General features: G+C 68.3%; 10 protein-coding genes. 6 read left to right on the forward strand and 4 right to left on the reverse strand.

The window, feature by feature from the left end; all coding sequences use genetic code 11:
• Nucleotides 1–541 precede the first annotated feature (541 nt).
• Both ppdK and ACFV6V_RS12075 read left to right on the forward strand, forming a co-directional pair.
• The gene (ppdK, locus tag ACFV6V_RS12070; protein ID WP_385562787.1) at nucleotides 542–3,280 is read left to right on the forward strand and encodes a pyruvate, phosphate dikinase; all 2,739 of its coding nucleotides are present in this window, start codon (nucleotides 542–544) and stop codon (nucleotides 3,278–3,280) included.
• Nucleotides 3,281–3,737: 457 nt separating this feature from the next.
• Nucleotides 3,738–5,777, forward strand: a complete 2,040-nt coding sequence (locus ACFV6V_RS12075) for a SpoIIE family protein phosphatase (RefSeq protein ID WP_385562790.1) — start codon at nucleotides 3,738–3,740, stop codon at nucleotides 5,775–5,777.
• 120 nt (nucleotides 5,778–5,897) lie between these two features.
• Here the strand turns inward: ACFV6V_RS12075 and ACFV6V_RS12080 are convergent, their stop codons facing one another.
• The gene (locus ACFV6V_RS12080; protein WP_385562793.1) at nucleotides 5,898–6,551 is read right to left on the reverse strand and encodes a CBS domain-containing protein; all 654 of its coding nucleotides are present in this window, start codon (nucleotides 6,549–6,551) and stop codon (nucleotides 5,898–5,900) included.
• A gap of 272 nt (nucleotides 6,552–6,823) precedes the next feature.
• Here ACFV6V_RS12080 and ACFV6V_RS12085 point away from each other — a divergent pair, with 272 nt between their 5' ends.
• Genes ACFV6V_RS12085 through ACFV6V_RS12100 form a run of 4 tightly spaced genes read left to right on the forward strand, consistent with a single transcriptional unit; the run spans nucleotide 6,824 to nucleotide 11,142 of the window.
• Nucleotides 6,824–7,909, forward strand: coding sequence for an alcohol dehydrogenase catalytic domain-containing protein (locus ACFV6V_RS12085; RefSeq protein ID WP_385562796.1), 1,086 nt, complete (start codon nucleotides 6,824–6,826; stop codon nucleotides 7,907–7,909).
• 5 nt (nucleotides 7,910–7,914) lie between these two features.
• Nucleotides 7,915–8,616: a helix-turn-helix domain-containing protein gene (locus ACFV6V_RS12090; protein WP_385562798.1), complete on the forward strand. Its 702-nt coding sequence runs from the start codon at nucleotides 7,915–7,917 to the stop codon at nucleotides 8,614–8,616.
• Nucleotides 8,617–8,620: 4 nt separating this feature from the next.
• Nucleotides 8,621–8,746, forward strand: a complete 126-nt coding sequence (locus tag ACFV6V_RS12095) for a hypothetical protein (protein ID WP_385562801.1) — start codon at nucleotides 8,621–8,623, stop codon at nucleotides 8,744–8,746.
• Complete coding sequence (locus ACFV6V_RS12100) at nucleotides 8,737–11,142, forward strand: glycoside hydrolase family 65 protein (protein ID WP_385562804.1); 2,406 nt, start codon at nucleotides 8,737–8,739, stop codon at nucleotides 11,140–11,142. The genes ACFV6V_RS12095 and ACFV6V_RS12100 overlap by 10 nt, the downstream gene beginning before the upstream one ends.
• A 29-nt stretch (nucleotides 11,143–11,171) precedes the next feature.
• Here ACFV6V_RS12100 and ACFV6V_RS12105 read toward each other — a convergent pair whose 3' ends face one another.
• From ACFV6V_RS12105 to ACFV6V_RS12115, 3 genes are read right to left on the reverse strand one after another with little or no spacing between them, the layout of a single operon-like run.
• Nucleotides 11,172–12,041 (reverse strand): universal stress protein, encoded by an 870-nt coding sequence (locus ACFV6V_RS12105; RefSeq protein ID WP_385562807.1) that lies wholly within the window; start codon nucleotides 12,039–12,041, stop codon nucleotides 11,172–11,174.
• Nucleotides 12,038–12,634, reverse strand: a complete 597-nt coding sequence (locus ACFV6V_RS12110) for a BON domain-containing protein (protein ID WP_385562810.1) — start codon at nucleotides 12,632–12,634, stop codon at nucleotides 12,038–12,040. Before ACFV6V_RS12110 ends, ACFV6V_RS12105 begins: the two co-directional genes overlap by 4 nt.
• Before the next feature lie 22 nt (nucleotides 12,635–12,656).
• A complete protein-coding gene (locus tag ACFV6V_RS12115; protein ID WP_385562813.1) occupies nucleotides 12,657–14,132 on the reverse strand; it encodes an AAA family ATPase in 1,476 nt (491 codons plus the stop codon).
• Nucleotides 14,133–14,150: the final 18 nt, after the last annotated feature.

Raw genomic sequence — 14,150 nt, forward strand, 5'->3', positions numbered from 1 at the left:
GTGGATGTGCTGACGGAGCGGCCGGATGGCGGACAGCGGCCTGCCGGGCGAACGCCGTCGCCACTGCACCTAGGTGCCGAAGCAGGGTGTGCTGCTCTCGTGGTTCGCCGGTGCGGCTTCCCTCGCCTGCGACGGGGCGGGCGCCGGACGCAGGGCATTCGGGCTCGTTCATGGGCTGTCTCCTCGTCCGGAGGGGCTCTTCGACCAGTGTTTCTTGATCGAGGGCCGCGCCCCAAGGTCCAACCGGCCCCCTCCGCGCGGAGGGACGGTCCCTGCCTGACGCTTTGCCCGGCGGCATCGAGGACCATCGCCACTGTGCGGATGCTCGCCTCGACACGGGCTCGCAGGCTGACGAGGACGTCCTTTCGCCAAGGAGACCCGAGCGGGCTGTACTGGGACGGTGCTCCGCTTGGGACCGAACGTCCCCACGCAGGGACGTACGGCCCCTCTCGCTCGGCACCGATTCCGGTCAGCGTGGAAGGTGCACGGGGCAAGGGCGGCCCGCGCGGAACGATGACGACCGCAGGGACAGGCGGGACGGATGAACACCTACGTGTACGACTTCGCGGAGGGCGGCCGGGACATGGCCGATCTGCTCGGGAACAAGGGCGCGAACCTCGCGGAGATGGTTCGCATGGGCCTGCCGGTTCCTCCCGGGTTCACCATCACCACGGAAGCCTGTCGGACGTTCCTGACCACTGGTGTTCCTCCGGTCGAACTGAGGCACCAACTCCGTGACCACCTCACCACCCTCGAGGGCGCGGCCGGAAAACGTCTGGGGCAGGCGGATGACCCGCTGCTCGTCTCGGTCAGGTCCGGGGCGAGGGTTTCGATGCCCGGGATGATGGAAACGGTCCTCGACGTCGGGCTGAACGACTACTCGGTGCTCGGACTGGGCAAGACACCGGAGCGCGAGCGGTTCGCCTGGGACTCCTACCGGCGGCTCGTGCAGATGTACGGCAATACGGTGATGGGCGTCGACGGATCGTTGTTCGGCGAGGTGCTGACACGCGTCGAGAAGCAGCATCGCACACCGGACGAGAGCCGTCTGGATGTCTGTGATCTGATCCGGATCACGGAGTCCTTCAAGGATCTGGTCCGTGAGCGGGCTGGTCGCGAGTTCCCCCAGAAACCCGCCGACCAGCTGTGGGAAGCCGTGCTCGCCGTGTTCGCCTCGTGGAACGGTGAACGGGCCCGGCTCTACCGACGGCGCGAACACATCCCGGACGACCTGGGCACCGCGGTCACCGTTCAGACCATGGTCTTCGGAAACTTCGGGCCCGACTCCGGCAGCGGCGTCGCCTTCACCCGAGACCCGGCCACCGGCAGCCCCGGCGTCTACGGCGACTACCTGCCCAGCGCCCAGGGCGAGGACGTCGTCTCGGGAGTGCGCAACACTGTGCCGCTCCGGGAGCTCGCCACGCTGGACCCGGCCTCGTTCGCACAGCTCCGCGAGCACATGGCCGCTCTGGAGGCGCACTACCGCGACCTGTGCGACATCGAGTTCACCATCGAGCGCGGCAAACTCTGGATGCTCCAGACACGCGTGGGCAAACGCACCGCCCAGGCCGCCTTCAGCATCGCCTCACAGCTGGCCGATGAAGGGGTGATCACACCGCAGCAGGCCTTGGAGCGGGTCGACGGCGCAGGACTGGCACAGCTCATGTTCCCCTGTTTCGACACCACCCGTGCCGGCAACGTGGTCGCCCGAGGAATCCCCGCCTCGCCGGGCGCGGCCGTGGGGGCCGCCGTCTTCGACTCGGCCGAAGCGGTCCGCAGGGCCGAAGCAGGAGAGAAGGTCGTTCTCGTAAGGAGCGAGACCACGGCCGACGATCTGCCCGGAATGGTCGCCGCACAGGCGGTGCTCACCAGCCGCGGAGGAAAGACCAGCCACGCAGCGGTCGTGGCACGGGGCATGGGCAAGGTGTGCGTGTGCGGGGTGGAAGGCATCGTGGTGGACGCGCGGTCACGATGCTTCACAGCCGGCCATCTGACCATCTCCGAAGGCACCGTGATCTCCGTGGACGGCTCCCAGGGACTCGTCCACGTGGGTGCGGTACCCACGGTCGAGTCCGACGTCATGCGCTACTTCGACGGGGGAGGGCGACTACCGGACGGCGCTGCTCAGGAGGCCGTACGTCCCGTACACCGGATCTTGCAGCAAGCCGACGCGGTACGGCGTTTGGAGGTGCGGGCTAACGCGGACACACCACACGACGCGGCACGGGCCCGTCGCTTCGGCGCCCAGGGGATCGGGCTGTGCCGTACCGAGCATATGTTTCTCGGTGACCGACGGCCCTTGGTCGAAGCCATGATCCTGGCGGAGAGTGCGGGGGACCGGAATGCCGCGCTCGACGCGCTGCTGCCACTGCAGCGCTCGGATTTCATCGGCATCCTCGAGGAGATGGATGGCCTGCCGGTGACGATACGTCTCCTTGACCCGCCGTTGCACGAATTCCTGCCCGACCGAACGGAGCTGGCCGTGCGGATGGCCCGGCAGGAGGCCCTCGGCACGTCACCCGCCCCCCGTGACACCTCTCTCCTGGCTGCGGTCACCCGCATGCACGAGGAAAACCCGATGCTCGGCCTGCGCGGGGTCCGGCTCGGACTGATCGTGCCCGGCCTCGTCGCCATGCAGGTACGGGCCATTGCCGAGGCCGTCGTGACACGCAGACGGGCAGGCGGTACCCCCCGGGCCGAGATCATGGTTCCGCTCGTCGACGCCGTGGAGGAACTACGTCTCGTGAAGGACGAGGTGGACAGCGTGCTGACCTCGGTCTCCACGGAGACAGGCATCGCTGTGGAGTGCCCGGTCGGAACGATGATCGAGCTTCCCCGGGCGGCCCTTACCGCCGGCAGAATCGCAGAAGCCGCCCGGTTCTTCTCGTTCGGCACGAACGACCTCACCCAGACCACCTGGGGTTTCTCGCGTGACGACGTCGAGGCGGCCTTCTTTTCCGCCTATCTCGACAAGGGCGTGTTCGCCGCGTCGCCGTTCGAGACGATTGACCGTGAAGGCGTGGGCCGCCTGGTCCACATCGCTGTGGCCGAGGGCCGGGCGACGCGCCCGGACCTCGAGATCGGCGTCTGCGGGGAGCACGGCGGAGACCCGTCCTCGGTGCGCTTTTTCCACGAGGCCGGACTCGACTACGTTTCCTGCTCACCGTTCCGGGTGCCCGTCGCACGACTCGAGGCCGGCCGAGCGGCGCTGCAGGCAGCCGATGACGAGTCCTTTGGGGAGCGCGGCGGCCGGGATGTCTTCGCAGGCCACACCGGGTGACTGCCAGCCCTTGCGGCCGACCGTGGGCCTGGAGGCGCGTTAGCGCACGACGACAGTCGAAGGCAGGCTGGAAGTGCTGCTCCTCCGTGAAGGGGTACTGGGCAGCCACAAGGCAGGCCACCTGCGGACGGCGAGGGCAGAGTGTGCGGCGGAGGTGATCGGGCCCATGACGGAACGAGAACCCTTGTTGATCGTGGACGCGGACGGTGTGGTGTCGGAGTGGAGCGAGGGCGCCTCACGCCTCCTGGGACATACCGCTGCCGATGCGGTCGGTCGGCCTGCCGCGACCTTGGTCGAAGGACATGCTCACGACAGCGAGTCCGTGAGGCCCGGGCGGCCCGGCGTTCCCGGCGGGCCGGAGGGCTTGGATTTGCGCGTGGAGCCTGTTCTGCGCGGGGACGGGTCGGTGGCCTGGGGCGTCTGGGCTGTCCGCCGAAGGGGCAGCGAAGCTGACGAGATGGGCTCGGCCCTCCTGGACGCTCTGTTCACCCAGTCCCCGGTCGGACTCGTCGTCGTGGACGCGGATCTGCGCATCCTGCGCGTCAACACCGCCTCCGAGGGCATGCGAGGAGTTTCGGTCGAGCAGCTGTTGGGCCGGCCCGTGACCGAGGCCTTCGACATGGCCGACCCCGACGGAGTGAAGGCAATGGTCCGCACAGTGCTCGACAACGGTGTGCCGGTCCTCGACCGGCTCGTGCACGGCCGTCCACCAGCGGTTGCCGGCCCCGAGCACATCTACTCGGTCTCCGTCTTCCGCCTCCAGGACGCCACCAGTCGCGTGATGGGGGCCGCCGCCTCCCTGGTGGATGTCACCGAACGCGAACGGGGGCGGGTACGCGCAGCGGTGCGCAACGCCGCACGCCAGGGGATCGGCGGTTCTCTGGACGTGATCACGACCTGCCGTGAGCTCGTGGACGTGGCCGTACCCGGCTTCGCGGACACCGCGGTGGTGGATGTCCTGGACATCGTGGTAGGCGGGGAGGAGCCCCCACTGGGTCCACTCTTCGGCAACGAACCCATGCGGCGCACCGCTTTCAAGTCAGGAACCGGACAGCCACAGGCATACCCGGTGGGCGGCACCAGCAGATTCCCCTTCCCTACCCCGTACACGCAGAGCCTGGGCGACCTCGAACCTCGCCTCGTGACCGTGGACGAGGCCACCCCGTGGTTGGCCGCCGACCCGGCACGCGCCCACGTGATGCGTCTCGGCGGGGTTCACTGCATGATCGTGGTTCCACTCGTCCTGCGCGGCGCCGTGCTGGGAATGACCTGCTTCTACCGCTCGACCCGGCCCGAGCCCTTCACCCCCGACGACCTGGTCCTGGCCCTCGAACTCGCGGCACGCACCGCCGTGTGCCTGGACAACGCACGTCGGTACACGCGCGAACACACGATCGCGCTCACCCTGCAACGGCATCTCCTGCCTCAGGGCCCGAGTTTCCAGATGGCCGCCGAGGTCGCTCATTTCCAGCTGCCCGCCGAGGCGGGTGGTGGCTGGTTCGACGCCATTCCGCTCTCCAGCGCCCGGATCGGCCTCGTGGTGGGCGACGTGGCCGGGCACGGCATCCACACCGCCACCACCATGGGTCAGCTGCGCACCGCCATCAACGCGCTGGCAGCACTGGACCTGTACCCGGACGATCTGCTCGCACGCCTCAACGACACCGTGATCCGCTTGGCGCGGGAACGGTCTGCCCTGCCGCCCGCGGACCCTCTGCGCGACGAACCCGTGAGAGCCACATGTGTATACGCGGTCTACGACCCGCTCACCGGTGACTGCGCCATCGCCCGCGCCGGACACCCGGCCCCCGTGCTTGTTCACCCGGACGGCACCACCGAGATCCCCGACACCCCGGGCGGCCCTTCCCTCGGAGACGAGGACGCCCCCTTCGCAGCCTCGCAGTTCCGGCTCCTCCCGGGCAGCATGCTGGCGTTGTACACCGACGGATTCCTCGCGGCTTCCCGTGCCGCCGCAGAAACTGCCATGGAGCGCCTTCGGCATGCGCTGTCCCGTCATGACCGCCCGCTCAACGACTTGCGCGACGATGCTGTCTATGCCCTCCAGCCCACCCCACCCATGGGTGACGACGCCATCCTGCTGCTGGCCCGCACCAGGATTCTCAGCGCGGACCACGTCGCCACCTGGACCATTCCCTCCCATCCGGAGGCCGTCGCCGTAGCCCGCGCCCATGCGGTGCGGCAACTCGCCGACTGGAAGCTGACCGGGGATTCCCTCCCCACCGAAATCATCGTCAGTGAACTGGTCACCAATGCGATCCGTCACGGCGCACCGCCGGTGCAGCTACGTCTGATCAAGGCCCGGACCCTCACCTGCGAGGTCTCGGACACAAGCCCCGCCGCCCCCCACCTCCGTCATGCCCGCACCGTCGACGAAGGGGGCCGCGGCCTCTTCATCGTCGCGCAACTCGCCCAGCACTGGGGTACTCGGTACGCCGAGCACGGCAAGACCATCTGGACCGAGCAGGCTCTCTCATGACGCCAGGTGCGTCGAAGGAGCGAGTCAGCGGGAGCTGTCCGCCTCCTGCCTGGGCCTCAAGGGGGACCTCATGGCTGTCCCGTGTATTGACGTCGGCAGCACCGGCCTGATGCACAGATGTCACGGTTCTCGAGGGCTGGTGAGCCGGCAATTGACCTCGACGACGCCTTCAACCGCATGGGCCAGGCGCTCGGCGACAGGAACGAGGGTGCCGTCACGGACGGTGCCGGTGAGGGTGACGACTCCATCGGTGACGTCGACACGGATGGCGTGCCGGGAGACCGTGAACAGGCGGTCGACCACTTCGCGCCGGACCTCCGCGGCAAGGTCGTCATCAGGACGGAGGAAGACCTTGAGGAGATCGGCGCGGCTGAGGATCCCCTGGAGGGTCCCGTCGGCGTCGACCACGGGAAGCCGTTTGATCCGTTGACGGGCCATGGTCCGGGCGGCCTGAGGCAAGGTGGCGTCGGCGCGGATGGTGGTTGCGGGAGTGGTCATCAGGTCTCCGGCGCGCACCGCGCCGGCTTTGGCGGTGTCGTCCAGGTTCTGCATCTGCTCGATGAGGCCGGGCCCGGTGTCGTGGAATTCCTCCTTGGGCAGCAGATCCGCTTCGGACACCACACCCACCACGCGGCCCTCGCCCTCGACGACCGGTACCGCAGTGACCTTCCACTGCTCCATGGCGGCGACGATCTCTTTGAACTGCGCATTGCGTTCCACGGCCACAACGGTTCGCGTCATCACGTCGCCGACGGTGTACGGGGTGGAGACCATGACGGTGCCTCCTGAAGCGCCGATCCTTGAGCATCGGCGGCTGTCCGCCGCCGTGGGTGCGGGGCGGGCGGTTCGCTAGGTGTGACCTGCGGCGGGCCGCGACGCGCCGGCTCTCTCGTTCGCGTGCCTGTTCCTCACTCTTGCACCTGCGGCTCCGCTTCGGATGGGCCGAGAGGGACCGCCGCGGGGCCGTCCGGCCCAAGCGGCGCAGCCGCTGCCCGGCACACGCTGGCAAGGAACGGAGCCTCGACGAGCTGGAAGGCGACGTCATCATGAAGGCACTCGTGTTCGAGGGAGTGGGGCGGACGGCGTGGCGCGACGTCCCCGACCCGGCCATCAAGGACGCTGCGGACGCGGTCGTCAGGGTGGTCGCGGTCACCATCTGCGGCACAGACCTGCACATCATCAAGGGCGATGTGCAGGAAGTGGAACCCGGCCGGATCCTCGGTCATGAAGCCGTGGGCGAGGTCATGGAGGTCGGCGGCGACGTCCGGACCGTTCGACCCGGCGACCGTGTGCTGGTGTCCTGCATCGCGGCCTGCGGGCGGTGCCGTTTCTGCCGCGAGAACCACTACGGCCAGTGCCGCGGTGGCGGGGGCTGGGTCCTCGGCCACCTCATCGACGGCACCCAGGCCGAGTACGTCCGCGTGCCCTTCGCCGATCTCTCAGTCCATCCCCTGCCCAGCAGCGTCGCCAGCGAGGATGCCGTACTCCTCGCGGACATCTTCCCCACCGCCTACGAGGTCGGGGTTCTCAACGGCGCGGTCCAGCCGGGCGACACCGTCGTCGTGGTCGGCGCGGGACCGATAGGACTCGCCACCATTGCCACCGCCCGTCTCTACACCCCCGGCCGGATCATCGCCGTCGACCTCGCCGAAACGCGTCTCGCCGCGGCGCACGCCCTCGGTGCCGATGCCACCGTCAACGCGGGCGAGGGCCCCGAACAGCTGGTCGAGGACCTCACCGACGGCCTCGGGGCCGATGTCGTCATCGAGGCGGTGGGCGTGCCCGAGTCGTTCGAGATGTGCACCCGCATGGTCCGGCCCGGTGGTCGGGTGGCCAACGTCGGCGTGCACGGCAAGCCGGCGGCTCTCCACCTGGAGGATTTGTGGATCAAGGACGTGACGATCACGACCGGTCTCGTCGACACCCACTCCACCCCCCTCCTGCTGCGCATGATGGCAGCGGGCAAGCTGCCCACCTCCGCTCTGGTCACCCACCGCTTCGAGCTGGGACAGATGGAGGAGGCATATGACGTGTTCTCCCGCGCGGCCGATACCGGCGCCCTGAAGGTGGTGCTCGCCGGCCCCCGCCACGACTCCGTGGCGCTATCGCCCGAGCAGCACGAACAGAGGTGAACGAGATGCCGAGTACAACTCCCGGCGCTTCGCCGCAATCGCCGTCACAACGTCCCCTCACCGACTTCGGGCGGCGGCTCGCTGCCCGTCGCGAAAACCTGGGACTGACTCTGGAGGACGTGGCATCACGCGCCGGAGCGGCGACGGCGTACATCCAGTACCTGGAGGAGCGGCCAGCCGCACCGGATGCGTCGACCCTGCGCCGGGTCGCCGCAGCCCTGGAGACAACCGTCGAGGAATTGTCCGGCGCGACGGTAGACCAGCCCCCCGGCCGCGGCATGGCGCTGCGGGACGCCGGACTGGCTGAGCTTGACGAGGCAGCATGCCTGGCTCTGATGTCCACGCACGGTGTGGGCAGGATCGGTGTGCTCACACCCGACGGGCCTGCTGTGGTGCCGGTGAACTACCAGAGCATTGACGGCGAGATCGCGTTCCGCACGGCCCTCGGCAAGGTCCCCGCCTTCGCCGCGGGCAGCGAAGTGGCGTTCGAGGTGGACCACATCGATGACGTCTTCAGCCAGGGCTGGAGTGTCATGGCCGTGGGCATGGCACGGGCCGTCACCGAGGAGCCCCTCATTCGGCGACTGGAGTCCGAAGCGCCGACATCACCGTGGGCCGGAGGGCAGCGCGATCTGTGGTTGCTCATCACTCCCTCCCGACTCACCGGGCGCCGGATCGTAAACCCACTGAGCACGACCGAGGAGTGAGGACATGGAGGTGGCGGGCGACGCGTCGCTCGAGGCTCCGGCACTTCCGAGACGTAACGCCCGTGCCTTCGCCGACGTCGAGCCGAGCGACTGCGCCGACGCATACGTGACGAGGGACGCATGGTCGTGACCGCGGAATGGGCGTGGGTGTACGAGGGGTACGACCCCAAACAGGAACGCCTGCGCGAGGCATTGGGCACCCTCGGTAACGGCTACTTCGCGACCCGGGGGGCGGGGTCGGAGAACTGCGCCGGGCCCGTGCACTACCCCGGCACGTACGTGGCTGGCTGCTACGACCGGTCGGAGTCCGTGGTGGCGGGCCGTCGAGTGTGGAACGAGGACATGGTCAACCTGCCCAACTGGCTGCCTCTTCGCTATCGATGCCTTCCGGACGACGATGCCGCAGGTGACTGGCTCACCCCTGATCACCCCACCCTGCGCCACTACCGGCTGAAGCTCGATCTGCGCGCAGGGATCCTCGTCCGGCAGATGTTGTTCCAGGATGGTCGTGGACGCCGCCTCGGTGTCACCCATACCCGCATCGTGCACATGGCCGAGCCGCATCTGGCGGGTCAGCGAACCACGCTTCGCGCCTACGGCTGGAGCGGAAGGGTCGAAGTGGAGTCCGGGCTCGACGGCGAGATCATCAACTCAGGGGTCGAGCGGTATCGCGAGTTGAATGGCCGTCACCTGATCGGACACGAGGTCGGCGTGGAGCCGGACGGCACTCTGTGGCTGTCGTGCAGCACTGCCGCTTCCTGCGTGCGGATCAGTATGGCTCTGCGGACCACGGTCCGCCCGTCAGTCGAACGCCGTACGAGCCTGACCGAGTCCACCGCCATGGGCACGTACGCGCTGCCGATCTCCCGGGGCAGACCGGTGACCGTGGTGAAGACGGTCGCAGTGCACACGTCACTGGACCGGCCATCCGAGGATCCTCTTCGCGCCGCCGTCGACCACGTAACCGACGCCCCCGGCTTTCCCGGCTTGCTGGCATCCCACCGTGCCGCCTGGTCGCGCCTGTGGAACCAGGCCGAGCTGGACGTTCCTGGTGACGCCGGCCGTATTCTGCGGCTGCACCTGTTTCACGTGCTCCAGACCTTGTCGCCTCACACCGCGGAGCTCGATGTCGGCGTGCCCGCGCGAGGACTGCACGGTGAGGCCTATCGCGGTCACGTGTTCTGGGACGAACTGTTCGCACTGCCCTACCTCACCCTGCACTTTCCCGAGGTGGTGCGGGCCCTTCTCACCTATCGTCACCGACGTCTCCCGCAAGCGAGCGCAGCAGCGTCAGCAGGAGGACGGCAGGGCGCGATGTTTCCCTGGCAGAGCGCCAGCAGCGGCCGGGAGGAGACTCAGGAGTTCCACCTGAATCCCCGCTCGAGCCGGTGGCTGCCGGACCACAGCCACCTGCAGCGGCATGTGGGATCCGCGATCGCCTACAACGTCTGGCACTATGGCGAGGCGACCGGTGACGACGGATTCCTCCACGGCCCGGGAGCGGATCTGCTGCTCGCGATCGCGCAGTACTGGGCCAGTGCGGCCACCCATGACGCGGCTCTCGGCCGCTACCGCATCAGAGGAGTTGTCGGCCCCGACGAGTACCACGACTGCTACCCGAATGCGCAGCAGCCCGGCCTGGACGACAACACCTACACCAATGTGACCGCAGCCTGGGTCCTCACCCGTGCACTCGAGCTCTTCGGCCGGCTCCTGCCCGCGCGGAGGGAGGAGCTGAGCGAGCGTCTCTCGCTCGATGACGAAGTACTTGAGCGTTGGGAGGACATCTCACGCCGCTTGCACGTGCCCTTTCACGACGGAGTGGTGAGCCAGTTCGACGGATACGGCGACCTGTCCGAGCTCGACTGGGGCGCCTATCGGAGCCGGTACGTCGACATCCGCCGTCTCGACCGCATCTTGGAGGCCGAAGGCGATTCGGTCAACAGGTACAAGGCGTCGAAGCAGGCCGACACTCTCATGCTCGGCTATCTCTTCTCCCCACGAGAACTCTCCGGGCTTTTCGAGCGTCTCGGCCACCGCCTCGACGATGACCTGTGGCGGCGAACCGTCGCCTACTACCTGGCCCGCACCAGCCACGGCTCGACGCTGAGCAGTCTCGTCCACGGTTGGGTGCTGGCCAGGCTCAAGGGCCCGGACTCCTGGCGCTACTGCGAAGAAGCCCTGCTGAGTGATGTCGCAGATGTCCAAGGGGGCACCACTGGCGAAGGCATTCATCTCGGGGCGATGGCCGGCACCCTGGATCTCGTGCAGCGGGGGATCACCGGCATCGAAACTGGTCCAGACGGTTTGACGCTCGACCCCGTTCCGCTCCACGAGCTCACGCGATTCTCGTTCACCGTGTGCTTCTGGGGGCATCGCGGGATTCGTGTGAAGACCCGTCCCGGGAGGCTGGGCATCAGTGTGCCCGCGGCGCAACGAACTCCCCTCACGGTGATCCTGCCGGGTGGACGGCGTGTCACCGTGCAGGCGGGCGAAGAGCGCTGGTATCGCCTGCCGGGCCCCTGACGGTCACACATCGGCAATACTTGTCACGCTCAGTCGTGAGCGATGACGGCGATCGGGGCCGTCACATGATGGAGCACGGCGTGGGCGATGTGACCGAGGTGTCCCCCCACCGGAGAGCGGCGAATGCGACGTCCGACGACGACGAGGCCGGCGTCGGTGGCTTCGGACAGCAACTGCTCTGCCGGGGCTCCGACGAGGACCCTCTCCTCGGCCTTGACCGAGGGATACGTCTGCCGCCACGGTCGGAGCATCTCGGCGAGAGCCCCGGCGACCGCCTCGGCGACTTCCTTCTGGACACCGTGATCGAGCTGTGGCGCGTAGCTGAAGGCGAAAGGCAACGTCCATCCGTGAACGGCACGGACCCCACACCCGCGCCGTGCCGCCTCGTTGAAGGCGAACGACAGGGCTTCATCCGACGTCTCGTGGATGTCCACCCCCACGACGACGTCTCCATTCAGCTCCTCGGCAGTCGACTGCTCCAGGGCGCGTATGAGGACGACAGGGGTATCGGTCAGCCCGATCGTGGCTGTGCCTACGGATCCGACGAAGAACTGCTCCATCCTGCTCCGCCCTCGCGATCCGAGCACCAGCATCTGCGCATCGTCGGCCTCGACTGCCAATGCCGCGGCCGGTCGGCCGACACGCCGGCACACCGACACCTCCAGTCCCGGACGGCTTCCCTGCAGTTCACCTGCATGCTCCTCCAGGAACGTTTCCGACCATCGCCGGTAACCATCAGGATCGACCGGTGGCATGGCGCCGGAAACCGTCGGCCACCGTTCTTCCACGTGCACCAGGCGCAAGGGCGCTTCTCGGAGAAGCGCCTCTCCTGCGGCCCATTCAGCGGCGGCGCGACTCTCGGGGAAACCGTCCACGCCAACGGTCACAGGCTGAGTCATCGTCGAGCACCTCCTCGGTCCGGCCGTCTACGGGGCCAGAAGTCCAGATTCACCCAGGAAGTGGCCCCAGGAGCAGAGGCCGAGGGACCCCGGTCCGGGCCGAACGGCCCACCTTTGCCGGTACTGGGGGCGGGGAGCGGCCGTGGACATGTCGAGTCAGCTTCGACGTCACTGGTGGGCGGTCGGCCTTGGAGGAGGCACGGGTCCGGCTCCGTGGTGTCGTCAGCTCCGTAGGTGAGGTGCTCCGACACGGAGACTACGCCGTCGACGGTGCTGCACATACGGACGATCGCGGGGATCATGCCCTGGTACGGCACCGAGCCGCGTAGCGTGACCTGACCCTCGCGGACCTCGACGGCCGTGGTGGACGGGTCCTGCCGGAGGGTGCGCATGAGTATGTCTGTCACGATCTCATCCCGGATGGTCTCGTCGTCGCGCAGGAAGATGCTCAGCAGATCGCGACGGCTGACGATGCCCACCAGCCGGTCCCTGTCGTCCACGACCGGCAGGCGCTTGACGTTCTGCACCTCCAGCCGCCGAACGGCGGGATCCTGCGAGCCGAGCAGTTCGTACGCGCGGCTGGCGGTGCGCACCGCGCCGTCGTCTCCGTCCTCCTCAGTCCGGCTCCATGTAGGAGCGCCGGAAGACCGGCGCCTGGCCGGTACCCCATGGACGTACCGCCGAGAGCGCCTGGACGACCGCGGAGTCCAAAGACCCACTGGTGTCGATCGTGACGGCCTCCGCCCACGGGGGCTCGTTGGCCGCCATGGCGGTGGCAACCGCGAGGTCAGCGTCGGATGCTCCGGGGGCGCGGGTGTCCAGACGTGCCGCTGCCACATCACCGGGAACCCGGCAGTGCAATGCCACGAGATCGGCGCTGACACGCTCGGCCATACGCAGAGCCGCTTCGCGCTGGCGCGCATCCGACCAGGTGGCATCCAGTACGACGGACTCGCCGGTGGACAGCAGGGCGGATGCGCGGTCGAGCAGGGCCGCGTAGGTTTTCGCGGTCCACTCCGGTGCGTACAGGCCTTCGCCGTACCCTGCCGCGGCGGACTCGTCTGCCGGGATGCCTGCCAGTTCCTTGCGCACGCGGTCGCTGCTGAGCAACGTGACGCCGAGACGATCGGCCAGTGCCCCGGAGAGGGTGGTTTTCCCACTGCCCGGGAGCCCGCCGACGAGCGTCAGGCTGATCGCGGAGGTGCGCAGGTGGCGCAGCGCCGTCGTGACCAGTCGCCGGGAATCCGCCTCGGCGCCGGAAGCGCCTTGACGTGCTTGGATCAGTGAGACCTTGGCACGGACGAACGCACGGTAGGCGACGTAGTGGTGCCACAGCGACGGGGGCGCGGGGTCGCCCGAGTAATCGCTGTACTGCGCCAGGAAGTACGCCGCAGCCTCTGGAGCGCCGAGCTGCTCCAGGTCCATGGCGAGGAAGGCGGCGTCGTCGAGGCCGTCGATGTAGCGAAGGTGGTCGTCGAACTCCAGGCAGTCAAGGACGCGGGGTCCGTCGTCAAGGCAGAAGATGTCCTCGGCCATCAGGTCGCCGTGGCCGTCGACGACGCGCCCTTGCTCGATCCGGGTGTCGAACAGGTGCTTGCGGCCGGCGAGATAGCGACGCACCAGCCGCTCGATCTCCGCTGCACCGTCCGGCGCGAAACCGTCGTCCATCAGCGCCCGGACCTGCGCGAAGCTGGCTTCCCAGCGTGACGACAGCGCGTCGCGCGTGCCTTGTTCGTCCACTTCTCGGCTGCGTGGCGCGTCCGCGTGACGTGCGGCGAGCTGTCGGGCGACGGCCCGGAGGGCATCGTCGACCGCTCTCCCTTCTCGTACCAACCGGGAGAGACGGCGGTCCGGTGGCATGCGGCGCATCACGACGAGCGGTTCGGGCGCCTCCGCATGCGGGCTCCGGATCTCTCCCAACCCTAGGTAGACATCAGGGGAGAAGCGACGGTTGAGGGCGACTTCGCGTTCGCAGGCGACCCGGCGTGCCGCCACGGTGGTGTAGTCCAGGAATGACAGATCGACTGGCTTCTTGACCTTGTAGGCGCGGTCGCCGACAAAGAACACGATGGCGGTGTGGGTCTCGCGCACCTCCGCGCGCGGGAGCGG

Origin of the sequence: Streptomyces sp. NPDC059828, from assembly GCF_042731955.1 — a bacterium.
Lineage (GTDB): Bacteria > Actinomycetota > Actinomycetes > Streptomycetales > Streptomycetaceae > Streptomyces.

Coding starts and splice junctions, on each gene's coding strand:
- ACFV6V_RS12080 (WP_385562793.1), bottom strand. CDS start 6,551: ATGGTCTCCACCCCGTACACCGTCGGCGACGTGATGACGCGAACCGTT.
- ACFV6V_RS12075 (WP_385562790.1), top strand. CDS start 3,738: ATGGGCTCGGCCCTCCTGGACGCTCTGTTCACCCAGTCCCCGGTCGGA.
- ACFV6V_RS12095 (WP_385562801.1), top strand. CDS start 8,621: ATGGAGGTGGCGGGCGACGCGTCGCTCGAGGCTCCGGCACTTCCGAGA.
- ACFV6V_RS12085 (WP_385562796.1), top strand. CDS start 6,824: ATGAAGGCACTCGTGTTCGAGGGAGTGGGGCGGACGGCGTGGCGCGAC.
- ACFV6V_RS12090 (WP_385562798.1), top strand. CDS start 7,915: ATGCCGAGTACAACTCCCGGCGCTTCGCCGCAATCGCCGTCACAACGT.
- ppdK (WP_385562787.1), top strand. CDS start 542: ATGAACACCTACGTGTACGACTTCGCGGAGGGCGGCCGGGACATGGCC.
- ACFV6V_RS12105 (WP_385562807.1), bottom strand. CDS start 12,041: ATGACTCAGCCTGTGACCGTTGGCGTGGACGGTTTCCCCGAGAGTCGC.
- ACFV6V_RS12100 (WP_385562804.1), top strand. CDS start 8,737: ATGGTCGTGACCGCGGAATGGGCGTGGGTGTACGAGGGGTACGACCCC.